Genomic DNA, 25099 nt, shown 5'->3' with positions numbered 1-25099 from the left:
ATGTCACAACAACTACAATTTGCAGTTTCTCAATTTTTGTATAAAAAATCAGAGCTTTGCGATAAATATGACTGGGATGCCTATCTTGATCTTTATGATGAGGACAGTGAATACCACATTCCACAGTGGATTGATGACCACAATTATGTGCAAGATCCGAATCAGGGCTTGTCTTATATTTACTATGCTGATCGTTCAGGTTTAGAAGACCGCGTATTTCGCATTCGTACGGGTAAAGCGGCATCGGCGAATCCTTTACCTCGCACCTTTCACAGCATTAACAATGTACAGGTACAAACCCGTGAAGATGGTTTGGTTGAAGCCAAAGTGGCTTGGCATACCCTATATAACCGCCAAGGTTTGGAAGGCTCCTTCTATGGTCATGCGACTTATCTACTCCGTCAAACAGAGCAAAGCTTCAAGATTCGTCGTCAGCACAGCATTTTGCTGAATGACAAAATTGATTCTGTTTTAGACTTCTACCACGTTTAAGGAGCATAGAAATGGGACATTCTGTTGCTTTAAATTTTGCCGATGGTAAAACCTTTTTCATCTCTGTGAACCAAGACGAATTGCTGCTTGATGCAGCAGTTCGACAGGGGATTAATTTACCACTCGATTGCCGTGAAGGCGTGTGTGGAACCTGCCAAGGAAAATGTGAAACGGGTATCTATGCGCAAGATTATGTCGATGAAGATGCTTTAAGTGAACGTGATTTGGCAGAACGAAAAATGTTGGCTTGCCAAACTCGAGTAAAGTCTGATGCCGCGTTTTATTTTGATCATAATTCAAGCATCTGTAATACGGGTGAAACTTTAAAAATCGCAACAACAGTCACTGCCGTTGAATTGGTTTCAGAGACTACCGCCATTTTACATTTGGATGCCAGTAGCTTTAGCTCTCAACTACAATTCTTAGCTGGGCAATATGCGCGTTTGCAGATTCCAGATACCGATGACTGGCGCTCTTACTCCTTTGCTAACCGACCAAACGCCACAAACCAATTACAATTTTTAATTCGCCTATTACCCGATGGCGTAATGAGCAATTACTTACGCGAGCGCTGTCAAATAGGTCAGACGCTACTGATTGAAGCACCTTTAGGCAGCTTCTATTTACGTGAAGTAGAACGCCCACTGGTCTTTATTGCAGGGGGTACAGGATTATCCGCATTTTTAGGTATGCTCGACAATTTGGTTGAACAACCCAATACCCCACCGATTCAACTTTATTATGGAGTGAATTCAGAGTCAGATTTATGTGAGCAGCAGCGTTTACACAACTATACTGAGCGATTTTCGAACTTTAGTTATCACCCGATTGTGACCAAGGCATCAGATGAGTGGCAAGGCAAAGCGGGTTATATTCATGAACATTTGAACAAAGCACAACTGGCTGAACAAGCATTCGATATGTATTTATGTGGTCCGCCACCAATGATTGAAGCCGTTAAAAGTTGGCTTGATGAACAATCCTTACAAGACTATCGACTGTATAGTGAAAAGTTCTTACAAAGTAATACTGCACGAACCTAATTTTAAAACCTAAATTATGCATTCTTCATGGTAATTTCTAGTAAATAACCCCAAAAGAGCCAAGATTATCCTTGGCTCTTTTTTGTCACATCAAAATACGTATCTGATAAACATATATTCGGGCTTAAACATCAATACAGAGATCGAATAAAACTGATAAATCCGAAGATTTATCAGTACATTTTTGCTTAAGCCACACCAGCAAAGTCACGCAACATGCTAATGAATGCTTCTTTTTCCTGTTGTGGATATTTTTCAAACACTCCATTTTGATGGCTATCGGCGATTTCAAACAGATATTGTGCTGTTTGTTTGCCCTTTTCTGTCAATTGATACAAGTTCTCGTGATCTGAAAGTAGCCCTTCACGTTTTAAAATTTCCGCTGCGCGTTCTACTTCTTGCATCGGCATAGCAATATCCCGTGGTAAATCTTCCTTGCTTGAAGCAGTTCCGCTGGCAAGCACTAACAACAATCGAGATTCACTGGTACGAAAACCCGATGCCAATTGCTTCGGAATATAATCCGTTTGATAGGCTTTAAAGGCACGGCTCATTAAATAACAAACATTGTTATATAAATGCCCTTGTTGTGGAATTTCAGAAAGTGTTGATTCACTGTGTTTTAGCTTTAAACTTGGATGTGGCATCACGCATGAATATGCACCTTGGTGATAGACCAAAGGACTGCGACCTTGATCATGAAATTTCACCACTCTACCAATCATAATCCAGTGATCGCCCCCTTCAATCACTTGGTGACGTTCACATTCAAATATGGCAGAACAGTTTTCTAATAATAAACTCGCACCTTCACCTTCCTGATAATTGGTTCCTTCAAACTTATCAATATTGCGGCGTGAAAACTTGTTGGACAGTTCAATTTGCGAACCTGACAAAATATTGACAGCAAAATGTGTTGCTTGCTCAAACACAGAAAAACTAGATGATTTTTTATCAATGCTCCATAAAATCAGCGGTGGATCGAGTGACACTGAGTTAAAACTATTGGCAGTTACCCCGACTTTTTCACCCTGTTCATTTTGCGCTGTGACAATGGTCACACCCGTTGCAAAATTGCCTAATGCGCGTCGGAATTGCAAAGGATCTATGCTTAACGGTTGTACTTTTTGTATTACATTCATCTTTTTCTCCTTAATTTCCATATCACAAGGAAAAGGCTTAAATATCTAAAACTAAACGGGATGATTTGGAACGAGAGCAGCAGACCAAAATTTGTTCATTACTGGCTTTTTCTTCATCGGTAAAATACACATCGCGATGGTCGGGTTCACCTTCAATCACATCACACATACAAGTACCACAGACCCCTTGCTCACAAGACATTTCAATGTTGATGCCTTGTTTGGCTAGAGCCTGTAAAATGGTTTCTCCTGCATCTACCAAAATAATTTTTCCACTCCGTTCAGCGACCACTTCAAATGCATCGCCCGAAGTATCAGTTTTAACTTGGAAATATTCTTTATGAATCTGTGCTTGCGGGAAATTGTGGGTCGTAGCGAGATTGATCACCCAGTCCATAAAACCCACAGGACCACAGGTATAAATATGACTTGTTACATCAATATCCTGAATCGCGGCTTCAAAAAACTGGCGATGGCTCGCTCCTTCAGATTTAAAGTGAAAGGTGGTGAATGGTGCTAGTTCGCCATTTTTAATTTCATTGACAAAGGCACAACGGTCTTCGCTCGCACCACAATAATGCAGCTCGAAAGATGCACCCTCATGCGCTAATTGATAGGCCATGGTGATGAGCGGGGTAATGCCAATACCTCCACCGATCAACACCGTATGTTTCGCTGGGTACAATGGAAATAAATTTTTGGGTGCACTCACCTGAATGTGCATTCCATCTTTTAAATCATCAAAAGCTGAAATCGAACCACCACGTGATTCTGCATCTCTTAAAATGCCTAATCTGAACTTGCCAGCCTGATTTGGATTTTGGCAAAGCGAGTATTGACGAACCATACCATTGGGTAAGTGCACATCAATATGGGCACCTGCTTCAATTTGAGGTAATACTTCGGCATTAGCAGATTCAAATTCCATGACTGCAATATTGCCACCTTCTACATGGCGGTTTTTTACGACAACATCATAAAGTGTAGTCATTTTTGTTTTCTCCTTTTCACTTGCTTGGCACAAGGCTTAGCGCATGAATAAACCACCATTAATATCCCAAGTTGCACCTGTGACAAACCCAGCATTTGGACTTGCCAATAACGCACAGGTTTCTGCAATAAACGACATATTGCCTAATGCTTTAACAGGAATATTCTGGATAAATTGTTCCATTTTTTCGTCTGACACTACGCTATGCACAATGGCTGATTCCATTGGACCAGGAGCAACGGTATTTACTGTCACACCTTTAGCTGCAAATTCTTTAGCAAAAATTTTGGTTAAAGTCACAATGGCACCTTTGCTCGCTGCATAATGTGCGCCTGTTGCCGTACCACCATTTTGCCCTGCCAAAGACGCCATATTAATAATGCGCCCATAGCCTTTTTGCGCCATGTACTGACCAACAATTTGGCAGGACTGGAATGTACCGCGCTGATTAACTTGGGTAACCCAGTCAAAATCAGCAGCCGTAATCTCCAAAACTGGGGTTGCCTTAGTGACCGTCGCGTTATTGATCAACACATCAAGCTTTGCAAATTTTTGTTCAATCCACTGCACCACGGCATGAAAGTCGTTTTCAACTGAAATATCCAGTTTCACTGGAAACATTTGCTCGGGAAACTGACTTTCTACTTTGGCTTTTTCCGCCTTTTCCAAAGTACTGGCAGATAAAATTACCTGATGACCTTGGCTAGCAAAATATTCTGCAATGACATTGCCCAAACCTGAAGCAGCACCTGTCACTAATACAACCTGTTGCATGCCGATGCTCCTATAGAATGTAGCTAATACCTGACAAGGTATCGGTAGAATTAATTAAATTAATGATTTTACGGTTAATTTTTAAACCTGCGTCGGTATCACGGTTTAAATGGTAAGTCACATCTGCGGTGTAGTGTTTGAGGTTCTCTTTACGGAATTCACGCAAGTTTTGCGCACAACGTAAAATGATTTCACCTTCCTCATGTTTTAAAATCCGAACACGTGAAATGCTCCGAACCGTATTTGCCTTGGGTGAAGTTGAAATTGCTTCGCCATTTTCTAAACGCAGAACACGCAATTTACGCATGTGATGATCGTCATAGGCATAGTTCAAATTGTTTTCATAATCGGTAAGTGTCGGATCAATTGGAATGATATACACTCCTTTTTCATTCCAAAGATTTAACCAAGCATCATGCTCAGAGTGATCCAGCATATCGGCTTCTGCCCAAATAAACGCTGTGACTTCATTGAGTAAATTTAAATCAATTTTCATGTTATTCCCCTTAAGCCGTCATCAACTTTTTCCACTGTTGATAGGCAGAGCGCATCCCAGTTTCAGCACTCACATCACTTTTTAAACCATCTTCAGTTTGTACTTCACCAGCTAAACCACGGTTCAACATAATCCAGAGGTTTTCGCCTGCGGCTGCCCCTTTTTGTACACGTTCCCATGCTTCGGCATCATCGGGCGTACCAAAACCAAATGGGCCTTGGAAATGCTCATGCAAACGCAGGCGATATTGATTCGCAATTTGTGGGCCGCCATCCATGGTAATCACGGAGTGATGAATTTCTGTTTTATCGACTGAAATCGGCTGCATGACTCGGAAAAATGCCATTGAACAGGCAATGTTCGGGAACAGGTTTAAGTTAAAACCAGAACCGCCCACAGCGCGCACAATACGACGAACTTCTAGTTCCGCATGTCCTTCATCACGCAAAGCTTGCGCTAAATCTTCAAAGCGCTCCTGAATTGGACGTTCCATTAATTCTTCGTCTAAATCGACCAATTCAGGAATCATCACCATCACACTGTGACCATTGCCTAAGTCTTCAACAAAACCAGGTTGATTTTCAAAGTTAAATAATTCTTCTGTTTTTTCATCAACTGAACTTAAGAAAGACTTGTGCACCAACGGAAAATGATAAGCATCAGTGGTGTTTTCAAGCTGGATTTTCCAGTTCCCTGGGAAGGTAAAACGATGTTCGCCTAAAACTTTAATTGGATAACCTGCACCTTGTTTCATGAACAAATCAATCCACTTTTTCGCAGGTCCAAGAAAATGTTCTAAAGGCTCTACATCATGATTGAATGACGCGAAAATCATGCCGTTATATTCTTCAACACGCAGGCTGACCAATGGCAATTCTGATTTATCTAAACATTCACCATAACTTTCTGGGGAAGGAACGCCGCGTAAACTGCCATCAAGTGCATAACTCCAACCGTGGTATGGACAAACAAAGCTATTGGTTTTGCCTTTTTTGTGTTCACAGACTGTCGCAGCACGATGACGACAACGGTTAAGCAATACATGCACTTTTTTCTTGCGGTCACGAACTACGACGACGGGTTGTTTGCCAATGTTGATGGTTTTATAGCTACCGCCTTCTGGGATTTCGCTAGCATGTGCTACCCAAACCCATGTGCTGTAGAAAATCTTCTGCATTTCCTCATCAAAGATACGCTCATCTTTGTATAAAGACGTATGTGCACGATCACTTTGCACCAATGCTTCATAATCCACACCAATATTCAGTGTTGATATAATTCCATTCATTTCAATAATCCTTTGATAAATTGGTAATTTAATTCTGGGTCGGGACAGGTAATTCAGCGTCACTGTGCCAATTTGTCACTGGTCGACTAAAAATATTCTGGGTTTGAAAATGCTTGATCTTCCAACTACCATCCGTCTGTTGTGCAAATTTCACGTTCAGCTTGGCGCTATTTAAATGACTGCGTCCATCGCGAAAAGTGGAGGTTTGCAACATCAGCCAAGTTGCCGTGGCATATTGTTGTTGCACTTCAATTTGCTCCGAACTGACAAAGTGAGCATTCATGACAAAGTGACCTTCTGTTTGGGTATAGCTTTTGAACATGTTGTAAATGGCTTGCCGAGAGTCATATCGCCCAAAAGATTTGGCATACTTTTCCCCTATACCTTCCCAAATGCACTCCGCATCAAAAAGCCCCATCAGCTCATCTAAATTAGTCTTTGGACTCAGCTCATCACAAATTTCCATATAACGATTGAGACAATTACGGATGGCGTTATGTGCTTCCAACTGTTCTAAACGTGAGAGGATTTTTACCAAATTCACTTTGTCATCCATGTCCTGCACCTTAGCGTTGAATAATCAATTCACGTCCAACACGTGCTTCGACTTTGCAGTATTTCCAAAGTTTGTAAGGACCTTCGCCTACCACCGTGGTTCTGAACAAATTACACGCCGCATGTACAGTTTCAATATCAGGCACATCTGCCAATAAGTAGGTTGTCCATGGCCAGCCTGTACTAGGGCCAACCATGCTTTGATCATCATCGAGATTGCCAAAAACATGTACGCCCGGCAGATCATGAATTGTGTTCCACATCTCACCAAATGCAGCCCAAACCGCTTTTGCTTCGGCAGGTTCTGCATCAAAAAAATTCTGATTAATACCCATGCAGAACAACACACGTAAAGTTTTTTTAACGTCCATTTTGATTTCCTTGTCTCAAGTTTAAATTTATAAATATCCTGGGCTTGGCTTTAAGCCAAAACGAATTGAACCCGCATTTTGTAATGTGGCATCCCCCATAAAGGCATGTTGTGTGACGACATTGGTGTCATTCACAAAACGACTAAATGGGTTGTTGGTATAAATAGCGGTCATGCCTGCTAACATTTGCATTTTGCGCGTGACTTTGGCGCAAACCCGAGCAGCATGGGTACAGGCTAAACGCATATCACTAATCTGTTGTGTGGTTGCTGCACGCCCTGCAATGACTTCGTGCCAAACGCTATCCATGGTCTGATAGAACCATGCTTTGGCTGCCTGAAATTCTGCATCTGCTTGAGCAAATTCATATTGAGTCACAGGACGATTCGCAATTTCAGCACCACCTGTAATCGATGCTTTGCCCGGTGCTAAAATTTGAAATTCTTCTAAAGCAGCTGCTGCGACACCAATCCCAACAACGGTTAAAACTTGGGTCGCTAGGGAAAGTGACGGATATTTAAAGAAGGGTTCTGGTAGTTTGGAAGGTTCACCCCGTACAAATGTCCAGTGCTTTTCCACTAGCACATCTTCCACAACCAAATCGTGACTACCTGTGCCTTTTAAACCCACTGTGTCCCATGTCATTTCAATTTTGGCTTTATGCGCAGGCATCACAGCCATGCGCGGTAGGCCCTGCATTTCATTATTTTTTAAAGGTGCAATACCGACACCAATAATGTCAGCACCCATGCAGCCACTAGAAAACTTCCAACGCCCACTGACTCGAACGCCTTCATCGGTAATTTCCGCAGGTTGTGGTGGGAAAATTCCTCCCGCAAAAACCACATCAGGGCCATCTTTATACAGTTCTTCAAGTGTTGCTTCTGGCAGACTGCCTAAATAAGCGGGGCTCATCCCAAAACTTGCCACCCAACCTACCGAACCATCCGCCTTAGACAAAGTTTCAATCAGTTCGCAAAACTCACGTGGTGAAACTGCATCACCACCAAAGCGTTTTGGCACAAGCGCGCGGTAAACTCCCAATTGCTTGAGTTTTTCAATCATGTCCTGACTAACAAAGGCTTGATTATCAAATTCGCCCATACAGGCTCTTGCTCGAATTTCTTGACATAAAGCGTCTAGATCAACGGCTTTTTCTGATGCTACAAACTCCATTTTAGATAATTCATTCATTATCTAACTCCTTGTAATATATTTGTTTTAGTGCGAAAGATATTTTGCAATCGCGCATAATTTTTCGTCTTGCTGATGCCCAGCAACCAACTGTAGACCTACAGGAAAACCATTTTCTGTCTGTAATGGAATTGAAATGGCAGGATGTCCAGACAAATTAAAAGGACGAACTAAACGGGTTAAATTCAGGAAGGCAACTGTATTTTCAGCATCTTTTACTTTTGGCGGAATTTGTGGCAATGTCGGCAAAACTAAAGCATCGTATTGATTTAATAACGTATTTAAAGCTTGGGTGAATTGTGCTTTGACCTGTTCTGCCTGTTTCACCTGCTCTAGGCTAGTATCCGCTGCTTTTAATAGGCGTTGCTTTACATCAGCACCAATTAAACCTGTCTGAGTTAATTCACCATAAGCCTGCCAGTTTTCATAATTGATCATCTGCATGCCTGCATCATAAGCGGCATCAAACGAGTCGATGGTTTCACGCGGTAAATCAAGATGATGTTGTACAAAGAATTGCTCAATACAACGCCATACCTCATCACTCGCAGCTACATTTAAATAAGCCAACTTGGGTGGCTGTTGTAGCTTTGCAGCAGGCTGAAAACTTGGCTCAATAATCTGCATGGCAACTTCGAGCATTTCGACTGAATTTGCAAAAGGTCCAACACAATCCAAACTGCTTGTTACTGGATGCACTCCTTGACGACTGACACGCCCAAAAGTCGGTTTTAAACCATAAACGCCACAGCATGCAGCGGGCATACGAATAGAACCACCCGTATCGGTTCCTAAAGAAAAATCTGCCAGTTTTGCCGCCACTGCCGCAGCCGAACCACTCGAAGATCCACCTGGAATTAATTCAGGATATTTAGGGTTAACAGGTGTTCCAAAAGCATGATTAATTCCCGTAATACCAAATGCCAATTCATGTAAATTGGTTTTAGCAGTGATTTGACAATTCCCTTTCAAAATATTGTCGACCACTTCCGCATTGTGCTCTGCAGGTGAAATATTTAAATAAGCTTTACTGCCTGCAACTGTTTTAAAGCCTTGAATATCAATCGTATCCTTGATCATGACTTTAAGTTCGCCATGTCCTCGCGAAAGTGATTGTGCAATAATATTCATTCACTTTTCCATGTATTTTTATAACTTAATTCAAATATGGGAAATTTAAATGTAATTGTCAAGTAATTTTTACAAGAGTCATTAAGGCAAGCTGCAAAATTTTGTTTATAATAGCTTTCTCAATTTTTACTAAGTCCTTGCTTAGCCATGCTGAACCATTTAGAACAATTTTTACCTAACAATGAACCAGAAAGTCTTAAAAATTTCCCTTTTTTCTGGATTTCCCAAGTTAATGGAAAATACTCTCAACTTATTGAAAAATCTATTAAAAAATTAGGAATAGACAACACGCGTCGTAAAATTATTCTGAGCACCAACGCTTTGGGTGAAGCCAGTATTACTGATATTGCTAATCTTTCTACACTCAAACTCACTACCGCAACCAAAGCCGTGTATCGCTTAGTGGAAGATGGCATTGTTGAAGTTTTTTCTTCCGCGACAGATGAACGTATTTCTATGGTAAAGCTAACAGATAAAGGGCTAAACCTTGTCGAACAGATTAACCAAATCAGTGCAGTTACCTTAGCAGGCATTTTGAATGCCTTTTCTGAAGATGAACTTCATCATCTGAACCTACAACTAAAAAAACTATTTGAATTAATGCCCTCTAGCTAAGCCTTGCTTTTTAATTGTATTCAGCAGTTGATGAGTGAAAACTCATCTGCTGCTCTCTTCTTTCCAGCAAACTCCTATCTAAAATTATAAGAATAAATCTTTGATCTAAAATTACTTTTTAGCTTATTCATGTAAATAAGATACCCATAGAGTATTTTTAAATACCCAAAAAGTAATGGAATTTTACATATAAAAAGAAAATAATCCTTCAATGATCAACATCTCAATCGCTGAATGGCTGACTGAATTTTAATTATTTTACCTAAAAATATGATTGATCAAATACAAAAGTTAAGCCTCTGAATCTAATCCGCACTAAATCCATTCGTTTAGCGCAAGCAAACCTTATTCAGAAATTTCAAACCGAGCAAGCTAAATACAAAAGGACAAATCAATGGATCATGTAGATGTCTACGTAGAAAAAGCGGAGCATAAAAAAACCCATCTGTATTCATGGTATGTGGTCATACTCTGTATGCTGGCCTATATCTTCTCTTTTATTGACAGACAAATCTTAGCGCTCATGATTGAGCCAATTAAAGCCGATTTACATTTAACCGATACTCAATTTAGTTTATTACATGGCCTCGCGTTTTCCTTGTTTTATGCCTTTATGGGATTACCTTTAGCCTATATTGCTGACCGTTTTTCTCGCCCTAAACTCATCTCTATTGGCATTATTATCTGGAGTCTTGCAACAGCAGCCTGTGGCATGAGTAAAAACTTCATTCAATTATTTTTATGCCGTATGGGTGTTGGGATTGGTGAAGCAGCGTTGTCTCCAGCAGCTTACTCCATGTTTAGTGACATGTTTAGCAAGGACAAATTAGGACGTGCTGTAGGAATTTACTCTATTGGCGCATTCTTAGGCGGTGGTATCGCATTTCTCGTGGGTGGGTATGTCATTAAACTACTTAAAGGTGCAACTTTAATTCATGTTCCCTTATTCGGCGCTATGAAGGCTTGGCAAGTTGCCTTTCTGGTGGTGGGTTTACCCGGTATTTTCATTGGTTTACTGTTCATTTTGACCGTACGAGACCCTGAACGTAAAGGTCAGCGATTGAATACCTATGGTCATGTCGAAAAAGGTGAATTTAAGCAATGTTTACAATTTATCCGTAAACATGGCAAAACCATTACTTGTCATTATTTAGGTTTCACCTTTTATGCTATGGCTTTATATAGCCTAACCAGTTGGACTCCCGCTTTTTACATTCGCAACTTTTCGCTTTCACCGACTGAAACTGGCTATATGCTCGGTTCCATTATGTTAATTGCCAATACCTTAGGTGTTTTTTGTGCAGGCTGGCTGAATGACTGGCTCATTAAGAAAGGCAGACAAAATGCACCGATGCTCACAGGTGTGATTGGTATTATTGGTTTAATTCTCCCGATCTCTCTTTTCACCCAAGTCCAAAATCTACAAATTTCGGTAGCGTTACTTGTTCCTGCCATGTTTTTTGCCTCCTTCCCTTTGGTGATTTCTGCAACTGCTTTACAAATGTTGGCTCCCAATCAATTTCGTGCTCGTCTGTCTGCCATTTTCTTATTGGTCAGTAACCTGATTGGTTTGGGTATTGGCACCACTTTAGTTGCAATTTTGACTGACAAATACTTTGGCAACCCAATCATGGTGGGGTCTTCATTGTCAATTATTGGTGGCGCATCGTGTGTGTTTGCTTTCATTCTCTTGCTTAAAGGCTGCAAATTTTTCAACGACAGTATGCAACGCGAAAAATTACATTAATTGCCATTTTAATCTCTGCATTCTGATGTCTGTCCCAAAGCAATGTTTTGGGAAGGCACTTCAGAATATTTAAAAAGTTAATGCCCGATATGAGCATTCACCTCTTGGAAATAATATGCAACGCTTAACGCATTTCAAACAACAAAAACTCGCCCTTGCCACCCTGCTGATATTCAATGGATTTGCAATAACAGCTATTCACGCAGCTGAATCTACGACAACACCAACAGATGAATGGAAATTCACGCTCAGAAATGCCTATATCGATCGTGATTTTGATAATGCTAGTGTCAAAGATACGGGCAGTTGGTCGCAAGCAGCCTCTTTATTCTATAAATCTAAAATGCTAGATACCCCCTTAAATATTGCCGATCAACCCATCACAATTGGTGCTGATGCTTCTGTGCAATATGCTGTGCGTCTAAGTTCGGATAAGCATGTTTCCGATTCCATTCTTCCTTTTGATAAAGCCAACCAGTCACAAGCCTCTGATTTTTTAAAATATGGCGCAACTTTAAAACTTGGTTATGGTAATTCCTTATTAAGAACGGGTGAACTCTGGTTGGATCTGCCTGTGACTTCGGTGGATACCAGTCGCCAGTTGTTAACCTCTTATTGGGGAACCAATCTTCGCTCGCAAATTACCGATCAATTTCAGACTGAAATTGGTCGCATCGAAAAAGTCTCGCCACGTAATGAAGAAGAGTTTCGTAAATTTTCCTATACCTCTAAAGGGGTCACACACTATTCAGATGGGTTGAACTATATTGACCTGCGTTATCAAATTACCCCAACGTTAAAGGGTGAATATTATTTTGGCAATCTGGAAGATTTATATAATACGCACTATGCAAGTTTAGATCACACATGGAAACAAGCGAATTTTTCGCTTAATTCAAAACTGAAATATTTTAATTCTAAAGACCATGAGAATAGGTTCACTATTGATGCGCAAAACATTGGTCTGCTGGAAACCTTGAAAGTGAGTAATCATTCTTTTGGCTTAGGCTATCAGCAAATTATTGGCGATTCTGCCTATCCATTATTAGATGGTTATCTACCTGAAACCTATTTTATTAACTGGAACGTCACAGGCTTTACCAAACAAGATGAAAAATCTTATCACTTCATTTATAGCTATGATTTTAAGGACTTTATACCAGGGCTCAGCACTGCGGTGAAATGGGTTTATGGTCATGATTTCAAATCATCCACAGGGGAAGATAATCAAGAAACCGAAGCCAATTATGTCCTCAATTACGCTTTTCAACAGCCTTATCTCAAAGGGCTCGGCTTTCAATATATTCACATTGATTATAATGTGAAATATGGCAATGACTTTACTGAAGACCGTATTTTTATGAATTATATGAAAAAATTTTAAAACTAAACATTATAATCTAGATGCCTCATCCAGTATGAGGCATCTTTTGGCTTGTAGAATTTTTCAATGAAATCTGACATCTGATCAATTTAAGTTAGTAGAAATATTCTCAGTCCGATAAATTTCTTCAATACATTCTAAAATTTTGGGAATATACGCACTTTGATCCATGTTGCGCATCGACAACGAGACTGGACTATACGCTTCTAAATCTAAAATATCCAAATATTCCACATTCTTCATGCCAATATCGCACGCACTTTCTGGAATTAAGCAAATACCCTCACCTGAGGCCACCAAACCCAAAGCCATGTGAATTTCACGCACTTCCGTCCACTTGGTCGGAATTAAACCTAACTGGGTAAACATCGCTTGTATGGTGGTTGAAAAATTCGGTTTCGGTGTATTGGGATAAGAAAAAATAGTTTCATTCACAATTTGCGATAAATACACGCCTTTTTCCTGATAGGCATTTAAAGGATGCTTTTTATAAATCGCTAGTTTTAATCTTTCTTTGCGTAGCAACAGTCTTTTAACGGCAGGATCACTGATTGGTAACCGACCAAAACCAATGTCAATTTTACCGAGTTTTAATGCCTCGACCTGATCTTTGGTACTACATTCAATCAACTCGACTTGAATCTCTGGATTTTTTTGGCGAAACAAATAAATAATCTGTGGCAATAACCCATATAACAAAGAACTCACATAGCCAATTTTTACACTGGTATTGACTGAGTTAATTTTCTTGATCATGGTCGTGGCTTGCGCCGCATGCGTTAAAATCTGCACCGCATGCTGATAAAAATATAAACCTGCTTCCGTCGCTTTTAAAGGTCGAGAACCTTTTTCAAAAAGATCAATCCCTAACTCTTCTTCTAATTTTTTAATTTGGCGAGTCAATGGTGGTTGAGCAATAAACAGCTTTTCCGCAGCTTTAGTAATACTTTGCTCTTCAACTACGGTCACAAAATATCGTAAATGTCTTAATTCCATCAACATACCTTTTTAGTATTTTAAAATACCACTTCATATCTATTTTAGGTGATTACATTCTTCTATGGTATACAAACAAGTTCGAAACAGTTGAAACTTCATGTATAAAAGCATAGAAACCATACTCGTGGATATCCCTACAATCCGCCCGCATCAACTGTCTGTGACAACGATGCGTATTCAAACATTGGTACTGGTAAAAATAACAACTACGGATGGTTTTGTCGGTTGGGGCGAAGCCACCACCATTGGTGGGCTAAACTATGGTGAAGAAAGCCCTGAAAGTGTTAAAGCCAATATTGATACTTACTTTGCACCATTACTGACTTCAGTTAAAGCATTAAATGTTGCACAAACCTTAAAACTAATCCGCAAAAATATTAATGGCAACCGCTTTGCCAAGTGTGCCATTCAAACTGCGCTGCTGGATATTCAAGCTAAACGTTTAGGTTTACCTATTAGCGAATTACTAGGTGGACGTTTACGCGAAAGTTTACCTGTGCTGTGGACACTGGCTTCGGGTGATACTGAAAAAGATATTGCCGAAGCAAAACAAATGATTGAGCTGAAACGTCATAACGCGTTCAAACTCAAAATTGGTGCACGTCCTTTACAGCAAGATGTTGACCATGTGATTGCAATTAAGAAAGCCTTGGGTGCAGACATCAGTGTTCGTGTAGACGTCAACCGTGCTTGGTCAGAACTGGAATGTATTCGTGGTATTCAGCAACTTCAAGATGGTGGTATCGACCTCATTGAACAACCGTGTGCTATTCAAAATACGGATGCTTTAGCGCGTCTGACTCAGCGTTTTGACGTTGCGATTATGGCAGACGAAGCCCTTACAGGCCCTGACAGTGCTTACCGCATTGCCAAAAGTCATGGCGCAGATGTATTTGCAGTCAAGATTGAACAATCAGGTGGTCTGCTCGAAGCCTGCGAAGTTGCCAAGATTGCATGTCTGGCAGGTATCGATTTGTACGGTGGCACCATGCTGGAAGGCCCTATTGGCAGTATTGCTTCTGCACATGCCTTCTCGACCTTTGAATCTTTAGCTTTTGGTACAGAATTATTTGGCCCACTACTTTTAACCGAAGAAATTTTAAAAACACCGCTTCGTTATGAAAATTTTGAACTTCATCTGCCTACAGGTGCAGGTTTAGGCATCGAAATTGACGAAGACAAAATTGAACAATTACGCCGTAAGAATAAGGAAGCTGTAAATGTTATTTCACGTACGCATGGATGTGCATATTCCGCTTGATATGCCCGTTGAAAAAGTCAATGAAATAAAAGCCATTGAAAAGGCATATTCTCAGGAATTACAACGTTCTGGAAAATGGCGACATATCTGGCGTATTACAGGCCAGTACTCCAACATTAGTATTTTTGATGTTGCGAGTAATGAAGAGTTGCATAACATTTTACAAGGTTTACCACTCTATCCATTTATGAATATTAAAGTCATGCCTTTAAATCGGCATCCATCTTCCATCCGTGAGGATGATTCATAGAGTCTGAATCACCATTAACCTGTATTTTAAACATAACAAGGACTGTGGCATTAGAACCAACTAGCTAAATCAATAGCCAATAATAATGCCATCCATAATCTACATACTTCAGGAGTTATAGTATGAACCGTCAACAAATTGATGCACTTGTAAAAAAAATGAATGTCGATACCGCACAAGGACCTGTCGATGAACGCATTCAACAAATTATTGTTCGCTTACTTGGCGATCTGTTCCAAGCCATTGAAGATTTAGATATCCAACCTTCTGAGGTATGGAAAGGCTTGGAATATTTTACCGATGCTGGTCAAGCCAATGAATTGGGCTTATTGGCTGCTGGTTTAGGTTTAGAACATTATCTAGATTTGCGTGCTGACGAAGCGGATGCCAAAGCAGGTATCACTGGTGGTACACCACGTACCATTGAAGGTCCTTTATATGTGGCTGGTGCACCTGAAACAGTTGGTTTTGCACGTATGGATGATGGCAGCGAATCGGACAAAATTGATACCTTAATTATTGAAGGTATTGTCCGTGATGCAGACGGTCAAATCATTGAAAATGCCAAAGTTGAAGTTTGGCATGCGAACAGCTTAGGAAACTACTCATTCTTTGATAAGTCTCAGTCTGAGTTTAACTTACGTCGTACTATTTTAACCGATGCACAGGGTCAATATGTGGCTTTAACCACTATGCCTGTAGGTTATGGCTGCCCTCCTGAAGGCACGACTCAAGCCGTACTGAATAAGTTAGGTCGTCATGGTAACCGTCCGTCACATGTGCACTATTTTGTCTCTGCGCCAGGTTTCCGTAAGCTCACTACACAATTCAACATTGAAGGTGACAAATACCTTTGGGATGACTTTGCTTTTGCAACTCGTGATGGCTTAGTGGCTACAGCAGTTGATGTGACTGACCCTGCTGAAATCCAGCGTCGTGGTCTAGACAAACCTTTTAAGCACATTACCTTCAATATTGAGTTAGTTAAAGAAGCTGCTTCTGCTCCTTCGACTGAAGTTGATCGTCGTCGTGCAGTAGCATAACGCTTTAATCGTTAAACTATGAATGAGCTAAGGAAATACTTAGCTCATTCCATTCAGTTTCTAAATAACGCTACGATTTTTTAATTCTTACTCCCCTTTTCGACATTTGATATTTGCACGAAAGAAGCAGATCCAAAATCAATGTATGGGTGCTTTACATGATCAATAAATCCTCGACTTCAATTCATGAAGTTTTATCCCAGATACAAGACGGCTCAACCATCATGATTGGTGGTTTCGGCACAGCAGGCCAACCCGCTGAACTCATTGACGGGCTGATCAAACTTGGACGTAAAGACCTCACCATTGTCAGCAACAACGCAGGCAATGGCGACTATGGTCTGGCGAAACTGTTGAAAGCCGGCGCCGTCAAAAAAGTCATCTGCTCATTCCCGCGTCAGTCCGACTCTTGGGTCTTCGATGAACTCTATCGTGCAGGCAAAATCGAATTGAAATTAGTACCACAAGGTAACCTCGCTTGCCGTATTCAAGCCGCAGGCATGGGACTCGGCGCAGTCTTCACCCCTACAGGCTTTGGTACTTTATTAGCCGAAGGCAAAGAAACCCGTCACATCGATGGTAAAGATTATGTACTCGAATACCCGATCAAAGCTGACTTCGCTTTGATTAAAGCCCAACAAGGCGACCGTTGGGGCAATCTGGTCTACCGTAAATCGGCACGTAACTTTGGTCCAATCATGGCCATGGCAGCCAGTGTGACCATTGCCCAAGTGTCTGAAGTGGTGGAACTGGGCGAATTAGACCCTGAACATATCATCACCCCAGGCATCTTCGTTCAACATGTGGTGCAGGTTCAGCCTGAACCTGTGGCTGTGTAATCGGGAGAACATCATGAGCTATCAAAAACTCAACCGCAACCAGATTGCTGAACGTGTGGCACAAGATATTCCGGATGGGGCTTATGTCAATTTAGGCATTGGCTTACCCACCAAGATTGCCAGCTACTTACCGAATGACAAAGAGATCTTCCTGCATTCTGAAAATGGTTTATTGGCTTTTGGTCCACCACCTGCCGCAGGTGAAGAAGATCCTGAGCTGATCAATGCGGGTAAAGAATACGTAACCATGTTACAAGGCGGCGCCTTTTTCCATCATGGGGATTCGTTTGCCATGATGCGGGGTGGGCATTTGGATATTGCGGTTCTCGGGGCGTTTCAAGTCGCAGCCAATGGTGACTTGGCCAACTGGCATACTGGTGCATCCGATGCAATTCCATCGGTAGGTGGAGCGATGGATTTAGCCGTCGGCGCTAAAAAAGTGTTTATCACCACCGATCATGTCACCAAGAACGGTGAACCGAAGATTGTGGCCGAGCTGACTTACCCCGCCACAGGACAAAAGTGTGTTGACCGTATTTATACCGACCTGTGTGTGATTGATGTCACTGCGGAAGGCTTAAAAGTGATTGAGAAAGTCGACGGTCTAAGCTTTGCAGAATTGCAAGCGATGACGGGTGCTCCGTTGGTGGATGCGACACATTAACTGATTAGTTTGAAAATTTAATTGTTTTAATAAGGTCATTGCCTCGAATACTGGTTTAAGCAAACACGTTCCGTGTAGGCGATACCCTTACTTTTCAGAGATGAAAAGTAACAAAAATCTTTGTTGGGCTGATGGTATATCCATATACCACAGTCCAACGGGCGGCATCCATGCCGCCATCGAGAAATACTGAATGGGACGCTTTGAATACGGTTCTTGCTTATTAAGATTTGGATTTTCACCGTAATTCATTATCGTGACAGGCGACATGGATGTCGCTAAGTTGAACAGGAAGGCAAGGAAGCCGCCTCTGTTCAACAAAGGTTTTTGGTCACTTTTTTAAAAAAGTGACAAGAACGAGCTACTGGCATTTAACTGAACACGGTAAGACTCCGTCGTGACTAGATACAGTTTATCTATCAGCAGAGTCCCGTTTCAAAGGACAAGATTAAACATGAAAGACGCTTATATCATCGATGCCATCCGTACCCCATTCGGCCGTTATGCTGGGGGTTTAGCCCCAGTCCGTGCCGATGACTTGGGTGCTGTGCCGATTCAAGCCTTAATGCAACGTAATCCAAGCGTGGACTGGAAACAAGTCGATGATGTGATTTACGGCTGTGCCAACCAAGCGGGTGAAGACAACCGTAATGTCGGGCGTATGTCTGCATTGTTGGCAGGTTTACCGGTTGAAGTTCCAGCCACCACCATCAACCGTCTATGTGGTTCATCGTTGGATGCGATTGCTATGGCAGCCCGTGCCATTAAAGCGGGTGAAGCGAACCTGATCATTGCAGGCGGTGTGGAAAGCATGTCACGTGCTCCGTTTGTGATGGGCAAATCGGAAACGGCTTATGGCCGTAGCCAGAAGATTGAAGACACCACCATGGGATGGCGTTTTATCAATCCGAAGCTGAAAGCCATGTATGGTGTAGAGACCATGCCACAGACCGCAGAGAATGTGGCACAACAGTTTCATATTGATCGTGCAGATCAAGACCAGTTTGCCTTGACGAGTCAACAGCGCACAGCAACCGCGCAAGCTCAAGGCTTTTTTAAACATGAGATCATCCCAGTGAGCATTCCTCAGCGTAAGGGTGATCCGATTGTGGTGGATACCGATGAACATCCTCGTGCATCGACCACACTCGAAGGTTTGGCGAAACTGAAGCCAGTCGTCACAGCAGAAGGCACCGTCACAGCGGGAAACGCGTCAGGCATCAATGACGGTGCGGCTGCTGTACTGATTGCTTCGGAACAAGCCGTTGAACAGTATCAACTAAAACCACGTGCCAAGATTATTGCATCTACGGCAGTGGGGGTTGAACCGCGCATTATGGGCTTTGCCCCAGCACCAGCGATTAAGAAGCTGCTGAAACAAGCTAATCTCACAATCGAGCAGATGGATGTGATTGAGTTGAATGAAGCCTTTGCGGCACAGGCACTGGCGGTTACTCGTGATTTAGGTCTGGCAGACGATACGACTCAAGTGAATCCCAATGGTGGGGCGATTGCGATTGGTCATCCGTTGGGTGCATCAGGTGCGCGTTTAGTCACCACGGCTTTAAACCAATTGGAACAAACGGGTGGAAGCTATGCGCTATGTTCGATGTGTATTGGTGTCGGTCAAGGTATTGCAATGATTATTCAGCGCGTTTAACAAATCATAACTATTTAAGATATTTCCCCTCCTTTTTTTAAAGGGAGGTCGGGAGGGATTTTATGCCAACATTTATTTCAAATGATGCAACCATCAATTACGCAACTTTTGGTGATGCCGCCAATCCTGCTTTGGTATTTTCCAATTCTTTGGGTACCAATTATGGCATGTGGCAGCAGCAGTTTAATGCTTTAAAAGAGCAGTTCTTTGTGGTGTGTTATGATTCGCGTGGTCATGGTACTTCATCTACCCCGCAAGGTCCTTATAGCTTGCAACAGTTGGGTGAAGATGTAATTCATTTACTGGATCATTTACAAATTTCAAAAGCTGCATTTTGTGGGATTTCGATGGGGGGCTTAACCGGTCAATGGTTGGCCATTTATTATCCTGAGCGTTTTAGCCATGTGGTGGTGTGTAATACGGCAGCTAAAATTGGTCAGGAGCAAGCTTGGCTGGATCGGGCGGCTTTGGTCAGATCTCAAGGTTTACAATCTATCGCGGACAGCGCAGCTTCGCGATGGTTTACAGTTCCCTTTATCCAAAGCAACGCGGCAACGGTTGCAACGCTTTCAAACGACTTAGGTGCTGGCAGCCCTGAAGGTTATGCGAGTTGTTGTGAAGCTTTGGCTAAAGCGGATGTTCGGGAACAATTAAAGACGATTACGGTGCCTGTGTTGATTGTTGCAGGACGGCAAGATCCTGTGACAACGGTGGCGGATGCTGAGTTTATGCAGAGTCAGATTCCAAACAGTCAGTTGGTCGAAATTGATGCGTCGCATATTTCCAATGTGGAACAGCCAACGGCGTTTAATCAGAATCTTATGAATTTCCTACAAATGAATGTATGTCTCTAAGCATATATTCATTTAAATACATCATATTTCAATAAGATCAGCAGAATCCAAGTGATCATAAAATTGACCAGATCACTTGGATTTGCTATAAAATTGTATAGATCTTAAGGACTAAGATCTGAATAAAAACACCAAGCGCATGGAATGGAATCTTCAAGTATATGCCTGTTATTAAACACTTAAAATAAGGATTTTAATTCCTTCACTAAAACTTGTTGAAAGCAGCATTTTTGGCAATTCTGGTCTGTATCTTGCATTGATCTTTATATATTTTGCGCACAACTGAATCATCTAAGTGCAGTATTTACACCCCTTCAAAATTCTTCCGAGCAGAGTTTTCAAAGGTGAAATACAAGCAGGAGTTAGCCAAAGGAATAACGATATGTATCAAGCCAACTCTTCTGAATTAAATGGACGGCATTTCCAGCAGGAATCTATTTTTTCTCCCCATAATTTACTGTTCAGCCATCAAGATATAAATGAAACCTGTAAAAATGTAGGGCAAGTTTTTAAGCCTCACCTGTTAAAAATCTCTAAGCCACAGAAAAATTTTAGTGCAACCATGCACCATGTTAAAACAGGTGCCCTATCCATTAGCCGTTTAGTCTACGGTGCGGATGTGATTATAGAACCCGACCATTTAGACAAATTTTATTTAATCCAAATTCCAACCCATGGTTATGCCGAAATTGAATTTGGACGTCAAAAATTTATGTCCTATTCGCAAGTCGCATCCATCATCTCACCGCAACAATCTTTGCGGATGCGCTGGCATGCCAACTCTCCGCAACTTATTTTAAAAATTTCTAAAGATGATTTTCTGCATCATTGTCGCCAGCATATTCCTGACACTGACAACACTCCGCTTATTTTTGATCCTAAACTCGATTTTACCACCCAAAATGGCAGCTACTTTCTGCAATTGCTCCGCACCTTAATGGATGCACTGGCATGCGACAAACACCCACTGCATCATCCATTGGCTTTTAAACAGTTTGAATCGAATCTATTAAACGCGCTGATTTATGGGCAGCCCAATAATGGCTTAGATAAAATTGATTCTCATAAAGATAAAACGATTTCGCCACATTTTATTAAACGGACTGAAGCCTATATTCAACAACATTTACATGAGCCGTTAAGTGTGGAAACGCTGGCCGAACAAGCGGGTGTAAGTGTACGTACTCTATTTACGGGCTTTAAAAACTATTTGGGCACGACCCCAATGGCATATCTGAGAGAATTACGTTTTGAGCAGGCGCACTTAGAACTCGTACGAAATGAACATTTAACCGTTACGGACGTGGCATTTAAATGGGGATTTACGCATTTAGGTAGATTTTCTCAAGAATATAAAAGACGCTTTGGAACTTTGCCATCCTCTACCCGTCGATGTAGCTAACCCAATTTAAATACTATCTGCAATAACTCATAAATTAATTGCCTTTTATCCTGCAAGGGATAAAAGGCATTGTTTTAATTAGAAATGATGAATATAACGAACTTGCATCCGCGTCCCTTCAGGACGATTTTCTGCATCTTGTTCAAAATAGGCATTGGCTACTACATGGTTATTGGGTGAAAAACTGTACATTGCACCTGGACCAATTGCCCAAACTTTTTCTTTTCGTCCTTTTACTTTCTCGCCATCCACTTCTGTATCGGTAATTTGCTTTAACCAGTACCCATTTAGCCCTAAGCGAAATTGTGGCGTAACTGCATAATCTGTTGCAAAGTTCGCGTGCAATGCCTGCCCTGCTTGAATCTCATCTGCACCTGAAAATGCATAACTTGGATCATCATTTTTAAAATTATACAGATAATGAATACGTGTCGAAGCTGTCCATTTGGGATTAAACCAGTAGGTTGCCGCCCAATACGGATCTAACGAAACCGCGTTATTACTCGGATTAATATCTTTTTGTGAACTGTAATCCCCTGTTGGCAGGTTCACTTGAAACTCAATCCGATGTACAAATTTGGGACCCGCTGCTCCCATAATTGGATCGAATTGTACAAAAGGACCAATCATGATGTCACCAAAACCACCCTGTGATTTGATTGCCATTTGATTTAATCCATCATCCATATCCATTTTGCTCACAAATGGAATCAGAAAATTCATCCCTAAACTGGCATGATCACCTAATCTTACATTAGACAAATAACTGACTTGTTCAACCAGTACTTGATAATTCAGATCTGTTTTGGGCAAGCCCAATTTATTTCCCTGAGCATCGACCAATTCATCACTGTCATAGTTTTGAAAATAGGTTTGTGCATACCAACCCGTTCCAGCAGGTAAGCCGCCATCTAAAAAACTGGTCATGCCTAAATTTACAGTTGGCAAATCATAGGCTTGAGCCATGACAGAAATACAACTCAAACTACAGAGCAAAACACTTTTTTGTACTACATGAGACTTCATTGTTTTTTCCTAAATAAAAAAGTCACGATGAAACATCGTGACTAAATCTTTAATTGCTTAGCTCTGGATGAGCAGCCGCGACTCGGTATTTCCCTGCATGGAAAACCAATGGCTCTCCCTGCCGTTGTTGATATTGCTCAATCTGACCAATAAAAATAAGGTGATCACCTCCTTCATATTGGGTCACATTTCGACAGACAAGGGTTGCCAGCACATCCTCCAGAATGGGTACACCTACGTCACATTCTCGATGTGCAATTCCAGCGAATTTATCGGCAGAAGCTTTGGCAAAATGCCCAGAAAGCAGATGATGTTCTTGCGCCAACATGTGAATGGCAAAGTGTTCTGCATCAACAAAATCTGACAGACTTGGGGCAGTTTTAGACAAACTCCATAAAATTAATGGCGGGTCGAGTGACAAGGAGGAAAAAGAGTTCGCTGTCATGCCAACTTTTCGTCCCTGCTTACTGCGTGTCGTGATGACCGTTACGCCTGTTGCAAACTGGCCGAGTAAATTCCGTATTTCTCTTGGGTTTTCTACGTTTACTGGCAGTAATGCCATATCTTCAATGCTATCAATCATAAGTAAGATCCTTTTTACAAAACCTGATTAGGCAACTTTTTGAGCTGTTTTCATGGCAAGAAAATGCTGAGCCTGTTCCGCATCAAACCACCACGGAGCAAAGTCACGTGGGTCATCAAAGTTATTTGCCATCACTGATGCAATCGCTTGGTTCTGGCTGGCAGCGGCAAGTAATTCCACGACATGCGGTTGTGGTGGCAACAGCAGACTATTGGTCCATGCCACGACTTTTTCGGCGTATGCCCAATAGCGTTCAAAGGTTTGTTGCATCCATGCTTCGCTAAAGGCTTGATCATCATTAGACAAAATGGCATCGAAATAAATTTTGCTGCATTTGGCAGCATTATTTGAACCTTGACCTGTAATTGGATCATTTACGACTAGCGCATCTGCCATACCAAAGATTTTTTTACCTGAAGGCAGCGTCAAAACAGGTTTACGCACTGTTGGTGGGAATCGACCTGCCAAATAGCCGCCCGCATCGGTAAGTTCAACATTGCTGCAACGCTCAAATTCCCATGGCACATATTTTTTAAGCAATTCAAGACTGCGCTGTAAATGCTGTTCAGGCATTTGTACATCTTGCCAACAGTCCATTGGACCGTTGGGAATGCCTTCAAAAACCATAATGTCGCATGGTCCATTAATGGTCAGTGCAGGGAAAGAGAAGTATTCCCCCACTTCTGGAATGATGTTGAAAGTGACGCGTGAATATGGGGAGACGGGTTTCATGCCTTTGACATAGGTCAGTGCCAAGGCACGTTGCGGTCGATCAAAAGTACTTCGTTCCGCATCACGTTCAAATTGCTTGACGACCTCACCCTTTCCTGCGGCGAGCAAGACCAACTCATATTCATTGGCCAATTGCTCTAGTTCTTCAATACCAACATCCTGAATGATTAATCGCCCACCACGTTTTTCAAATTCCTGCATCCAAAATGGCATTTTTACGCGCTGATCGACCGATTGTGCATAGCGTTCCAGACGCGCACTCCATTCAAAGGCTTTGCCACCATGTTCAGGATTGACCAAAGCCAAGCCAATTCCTTCCACTGCAGGACATTGTTCTTCCCAAAAGTTCAGCCCTAAGTCTCGTTCCGTTTGTAAAGCAGTATGAAACATACATTGACTGGACATAACTTTGCCCTGACGGATTTCATCGGCAGTACGGTTGGTAATTAAGGTCACGTCATAGCCTGTATCTAACAGACCTAATCCAAGTTGCAGGCCTGATTGTCCTGCTCCAACAATTGCAATACGGCGCATGTGTTTCTCCAAATTTCTTAATGTTCTAA

26 protein-coding genes are annotated in these 25099 nt (G+C 41.7%); 13 read left to right on the top strand and 13 right to left on the bottom strand.

What is annotated here, in order from left to right; genetic code table 11:
- Positions 1 to 492, top strand: coding sequence for an anthranilate 1,2-dioxygenase small subunit (gene antB / locus C3F34_RS14635; protein ID WP_044740349.1), 492 nt, complete (start codon positions 1 to 3; stop codon positions 490 to 492).
- Between the two features lie 5 nt (positions 493 to 497).
- A complete protein-coding gene (gene antC / locus C3F34_RS14630; RefSeq protein ID WP_171285009.1) occupies positions 498 to 1535 on the top strand; it encodes an anthranilate 1,2-dioxygenase electron transfer component AntC in 1038 nt (345 codons plus the stop codon).
- 188 nt (positions 1536 to 1723) lie between these two features.
- On the opposite strand, the gene C3F34_RS14625 is transcribed toward antC, so the two are convergent.
- The 9 genes from C3F34_RS14625 to C3F34_RS14585 are packed head-to-tail and all read right to left on the bottom strand — an operon-like array spanning position 1724 to position 9477.
- Positions 1724 to 2677: a p-hydroxyphenylacetate 3-hydroxylase reductase component gene (locus C3F34_RS14625; protein WP_104441961.1), complete on the bottom strand. Its 954-nt coding sequence runs from the start codon at positions 2675 to 2677 to the stop codon at positions 1724 to 1726.
- A 37-nt stretch (positions 2678 to 2714) separates the two neighbouring features.
- Positions 2715 to 3668 (bottom strand): PDR/VanB family oxidoreductase, encoded by a 954-nt coding sequence (locus C3F34_RS14620; protein ID WP_044740346.1) that lies wholly within the window; start codon positions 3666 to 3668, stop codon positions 2715 to 2717.
- Positions 3669 to 3704: 36 nt separating this feature from the next.
- Positions 3705 to 4442: an SDR family NAD(P)-dependent oxidoreductase gene (locus C3F34_RS14615; protein WP_016166448.1), complete on the bottom strand. Its 738-nt coding sequence runs from the start codon at positions 4440 to 4442 to the stop codon at positions 3705 to 3707.
- Positions 4443 to 4452: 10 nt separating this feature from the next.
- Positions 4453 to 4938 (bottom strand): aromatic-ring-hydroxylating dioxygenase subunit beta, encoded by a 486-nt coding sequence (locus C3F34_RS14610; RefSeq protein ID WP_016166449.1) that lies wholly within the window; start codon positions 4936 to 4938, stop codon positions 4453 to 4455.
- Positions 4939 to 4948: 10 nt separating this feature from the next.
- On the bottom strand, positions 4949 to 6226 hold the full coding sequence (locus C3F34_RS14605) for an aromatic ring-hydroxylating oxygenase subunit alpha (protein WP_104441960.1): 1278 nt from the start codon (positions 6224 to 6226) through the stop codon (positions 4949 to 4951).
- 28 nt (positions 6227 to 6254) lie between these two features.
- Positions 6255 to 6782 (bottom strand): nuclear transport factor 2 family protein, encoded by a 528-nt coding sequence (locus C3F34_RS14600; protein ID WP_104441959.1) that lies wholly within the window; start codon positions 6780 to 6782, stop codon positions 6255 to 6257.
- A gap of 10 nt (positions 6783 to 6792) precedes the next feature.
- Positions 6793 to 7152 carry an IacB protein gene (locus C3F34_RS14595; RefSeq protein ID WP_104441958.1) on the bottom strand — a complete coding sequence of 120 codons (360 nt, stop codon included), beginning with the start codon at positions 7150 to 7152 and terminating at the stop codon, positions 6793 to 6795.
- A 27-nt stretch (positions 7153 to 7179) separates the two neighbouring features.
- On the bottom strand, positions 7180 to 8328 hold the full coding sequence (locus C3F34_RS14590) for an acyl-CoA dehydrogenase family protein (protein WP_104442362.1): 1149 nt from the start codon (positions 8326 to 8328) through the stop codon (positions 7180 to 7182).
- A 45-nt stretch (positions 8329 to 8373) separates the two neighbouring features.
- The gene (locus C3F34_RS14585; RefSeq protein WP_104441957.1) at positions 8374 to 9477 is read right to left on the bottom strand and encodes an amidase; all 1104 of its coding nucleotides are present in this window, start codon (positions 9475 to 9477) and stop codon (positions 8374 to 8376) included.
- A gap of 147 nt (positions 9478 to 9624) precedes the next feature.
- On the opposite strand from C3F34_RS14585, the gene C3F34_RS14580 reads away from it, so the two are divergent.
- From C3F34_RS14580 to C3F34_RS14570, 3 genes are all read left to right on the top strand, one after another.
- Positions 9625 to 10092 (top strand): MarR family winged helix-turn-helix transcriptional regulator, encoded by a 468-nt coding sequence (locus tag C3F34_RS14580; protein ID WP_016166455.1) that lies wholly within the window; start codon positions 9625 to 9627, stop codon positions 10090 to 10092.
- 394 nt (positions 10093 to 10486) lie between these two features.
- Positions 10487 to 11839 (top strand): spinster family MFS transporter, encoded by a 1353-nt coding sequence (locus tag C3F34_RS14575; protein ID WP_104441956.1) that lies wholly within the window; start codon positions 10487 to 10489, stop codon positions 11837 to 11839.
- A 115-nt stretch (positions 11840 to 11954) separates the two neighbouring features.
- Positions 11955 to 13223 carry an OprD family outer membrane porin gene (locus C3F34_RS14570; protein WP_104441955.1) on the top strand — a complete coding sequence of 423 codons (1269 nt, stop codon included), beginning with the start codon at positions 11955 to 11957 and terminating at the stop codon, positions 13221 to 13223.
- 84 nt (positions 13224 to 13307) lie between these two features.
- Here the strand turns inward: C3F34_RS14570 and C3F34_RS14565 are convergent, their stop codons facing one another.
- Positions 13308 to 14219 carry a LysR family transcriptional regulator gene (locus C3F34_RS14565; protein ID WP_016166458.1) on the bottom strand — a complete coding sequence of 304 codons (912 nt, stop codon included), beginning with the start codon at positions 14217 to 14219 and terminating at the stop codon, positions 13308 to 13310.
- Positions 14220 to 14319: 100 nt separating this feature from the next.
- Here C3F34_RS14565 and C3F34_RS14560 point away from each other — a divergent pair, with 100 nt between their 5' ends.
- From C3F34_RS14560 to C3F34_RS14520, 8 genes are all read left to right on the top strand, one after another.
- Complete coding sequence (locus tag C3F34_RS14560; protein ID WP_104441954.1) at positions 14320 to 15483, top strand: muconate/chloromuconate family cycloisomerase; 1164 nt, start codon at positions 14320 to 14322, stop codon at positions 15481 to 15483.
- Positions 15443 to 15733: a muconolactone Delta-isomerase gene (catC, locus tag C3F34_RS14555; RefSeq protein WP_104441953.1), complete on the top strand. Its 291-nt coding sequence runs from the start codon at positions 15443 to 15445 to the stop codon at positions 15731 to 15733. The genes C3F34_RS14560 and catC overlap by 41 nt, the downstream gene beginning before the upstream one ends.
- 122 nt (positions 15734 to 15855) lie before the next feature.
- Positions 15856 to 16776: a catechol 1,2-dioxygenase gene (gene catA, locus C3F34_RS14550; RefSeq protein WP_016166461.1), complete on the top strand. Its 921-nt coding sequence runs from the start codon at positions 15856 to 15858 to the stop codon at positions 16774 to 16776.
- Between the two features lie 158 nt (positions 16777 to 16934).
- A complete protein-coding gene (locus tag C3F34_RS14545) occupies positions 16935 to 17615 on the top strand; it encodes a 3-oxoacid CoA-transferase subunit A (protein ID WP_104441952.1) in 681 nt (226 codons plus the stop codon).
- Positions 17616 to 17628: 13 nt separating this feature from the next.
- Positions 17629 to 18279: a 3-oxoacid CoA-transferase subunit B gene (locus C3F34_RS14540; RefSeq protein ID WP_104441951.1), complete on the top strand. Its 651-nt coding sequence runs from the start codon at positions 17629 to 17631 to the stop codon at positions 18277 to 18279.
- A gap of 454 nt (positions 18280 to 18733) precedes the next feature.
- The gene (pcaF, locus tag C3F34_RS14530; protein ID WP_104441949.1) at positions 18734 to 19939 is read left to right on the top strand and encodes a 3-oxoadipyl-CoA thiolase; all 1206 of its coding nucleotides are present in this window, start codon (positions 18734 to 18736) and stop codon (positions 19937 to 19939) included.
- Between the two features lie 62 nt (positions 19940 to 20001).
- Positions 20002 to 20793: a 3-oxoadipate enol-lactonase gene (gene pcaD / locus C3F34_RS14525; RefSeq protein WP_104441948.1), complete on the top strand. Its 792-nt coding sequence runs from the start codon at positions 20002 to 20004 to the stop codon at positions 20791 to 20793.
- Positions 20794 to 21175: 382 nt separating this feature from the next.
- On the top strand, positions 21176 to 22195 hold the full coding sequence (locus tag C3F34_RS14520; RefSeq protein ID WP_104441947.1) for a helix-turn-helix domain-containing protein: 1020 nt from the start codon (positions 21176 to 21178) through the stop codon (positions 22193 to 22195).
- A 78-nt stretch (positions 22196 to 22273) separates the two neighbouring features.
- Here C3F34_RS14520 and C3F34_RS14515 read toward each other — a convergent pair whose 3' ends face one another.
- From C3F34_RS14515 to C3F34_RS14505, 3 genes are all read right to left on the bottom strand, one after another.
- Complete coding sequence (locus C3F34_RS14515) at positions 22274 to 23161, bottom strand: transporter (protein ID WP_416333179.1); 888 nt, start codon at positions 23159 to 23161, stop codon at positions 22274 to 22276.
- Positions 23162 to 23270: 109 nt separating this feature from the next.
- A complete protein-coding gene (locus tag C3F34_RS14510) occupies positions 23271 to 23801 on the bottom strand; it encodes a flavin reductase family protein (protein ID WP_044738011.1) in 531 nt (176 codons plus the stop codon).
- Between the two features lie 30 nt (positions 23802 to 23831).
- On the bottom strand, positions 23832 to 25070 hold the full coding sequence (locus C3F34_RS14505; RefSeq protein ID WP_044738002.1) for a styrene monooxygenase/indole monooxygenase family protein: 1239 nt from the start codon (positions 25068 to 25070) through the stop codon (positions 23832 to 23834).
- Positions 25071 to 25099 lie beyond the last annotated feature (29 nt).

The sequence above is a fragment of the Acinetobacter sp. ACNIH2 genome (assembly GCF_002934965.1).
Lineage (GTDB): Bacteria > Pseudomonadota > Gammaproteobacteria > Pseudomonadales > Moraxellaceae > Acinetobacter > Acinetobacter tandoii.
This window is presented reverse-complemented; position numbering and strand designations above follow the sequence as displayed.

Excerpts from the sequence above, each read along its gene's own strand:
- antB (WP_044740349.1), top strand. The coding sequence starts at position 1 with ATGTCACAACAACTACAATTTGCAGTTTCTCAATTTTTGTATAAAAAA.
- C3F34_RS14625 (WP_104441961.1), bottom strand. The coding sequence starts at position 2,677 with ATGAATGTAATACAAAAAGTACAACCGTTAAGCATAGATCCTTTGCAA.
- C3F34_RS14620 (WP_044740346.1), bottom strand. The coding sequence starts at position 3,668 with ATGACTACACTTTATGATGTTGTCGTAAAAAACCGCCATGTAGAAGGT.
- C3F34_RS14615 (WP_016166448.1), bottom strand. The coding sequence starts at position 4,442 with ATGCAACAGGTTGTATTAGTGACAGGTGCTGCTTCAGGTTTGGGCAAT.
- C3F34_RS14610 (WP_016166449.1), bottom strand. The coding sequence starts at position 4,938 with ATGAAAATTGATTTAAATTTACTCAATGAAGTCACAGCGTTTATTTGG.
- C3F34_RS14605 (WP_104441960.1), bottom strand. The coding sequence starts at position 6,226 with ATGAATGGAATTATATCAACACTGAATATTGGTGTGGATTATGAAGCA.
- C3F34_RS14600 (WP_104441959.1), bottom strand. The coding sequence starts at position 6,782 with ATGGATGACAAAGTGAATTTGGTAAAAATCCTCTCACGTTTAGAACAG.
- C3F34_RS14595 (WP_104441958.1), bottom strand. The coding sequence starts at position 7,152 with ATGGACGTTAAAAAAACTTTACGTGTGTTGTTCTGCATGGGTATTAAT.
- C3F34_RS14590 (WP_104442362.1), bottom strand. The coding sequence starts at position 8,328 with ATGGAGTTTGTAGCATCAGAAAAAGCCGTTGATCTAGACGCTTTATGT.
- C3F34_RS14585 (WP_104441957.1), bottom strand. The coding sequence starts at position 9,477 with ATGAATATTATTGCACAATCACTTTCGCGAGGACATGGCGAACTTAAA.
- C3F34_RS14580 (WP_016166455.1), top strand. The coding sequence starts at position 9,625 with ATGCTGAACCATTTAGAACAATTTTTACCTAACAATGAACCAGAAAGT.
- C3F34_RS14575 (WP_104441956.1), top strand. The coding sequence starts at position 10,487 with ATGGATCATGTAGATGTCTACGTAGAAAAAGCGGAGCATAAAAAAACC.
- C3F34_RS14570 (WP_104441955.1), top strand. The coding sequence starts at position 11,955 with ATGCAACGCTTAACGCATTTCAAACAACAAAAACTCGCCCTTGCCACC.
- C3F34_RS14565 (WP_016166458.1), bottom strand. The coding sequence starts at position 14,219 with ATGGAATTAAGACATTTACGATATTTTGTGACCGTAGTTGAAGAGCAA.
- C3F34_RS14560 (WP_104441954.1), top strand. The coding sequence starts at position 14,320 with ATGTATAAAAGCATAGAAACCATACTCGTGGATATCCCTACAATCCGC.
- catC (WP_104441953.1), top strand. The coding sequence starts at position 15,443 with ATGTTATTTCACGTACGCATGGATGTGCATATTCCGCTTGATATGCCC.
- catA (WP_016166461.1), top strand. The coding sequence starts at position 15,856 with ATGAACCGTCAACAAATTGATGCACTTGTAAAAAAAATGAATGTCGAT.
- C3F34_RS14545 (WP_104441952.1), top strand. The coding sequence starts at position 16,935 with ATGATCAATAAATCCTCGACTTCAATTCATGAAGTTTTATCCCAGATA.
- C3F34_RS14540 (WP_104441951.1), top strand. The coding sequence starts at position 17,629 with ATGAGCTATCAAAAACTCAACCGCAACCAGATTGCTGAACGTGTGGCA.
- pcaF (WP_104441949.1), top strand. The coding sequence starts at position 18,734 with ATGAAAGACGCTTATATCATCGATGCCATCCGTACCCCATTCGGCCGT.
- pcaD (WP_104441948.1), top strand. The coding sequence starts at position 20,002 with ATGCCAACATTTATTTCAAATGATGCAACCATCAATTACGCAACTTTT.
- C3F34_RS14520 (WP_104441947.1), top strand. The coding sequence starts at position 21,176 with ATGTATCAAGCCAACTCTTCTGAATTAAATGGACGGCATTTCCAGCAG.
- C3F34_RS14515 (WP_416333179.1), bottom strand. The coding sequence starts at position 23,161 with ATGGCTCAAGCCTATGATTTGCCAACTGTAAATTTAGGCATGACCAGT.
- C3F34_RS14505 (WP_044738002.1), bottom strand. The coding sequence starts at position 25,070 with ATGCGCCGTATTGCAATTGTTGGAGCAGGACAATCAGGCCTGCAACTT.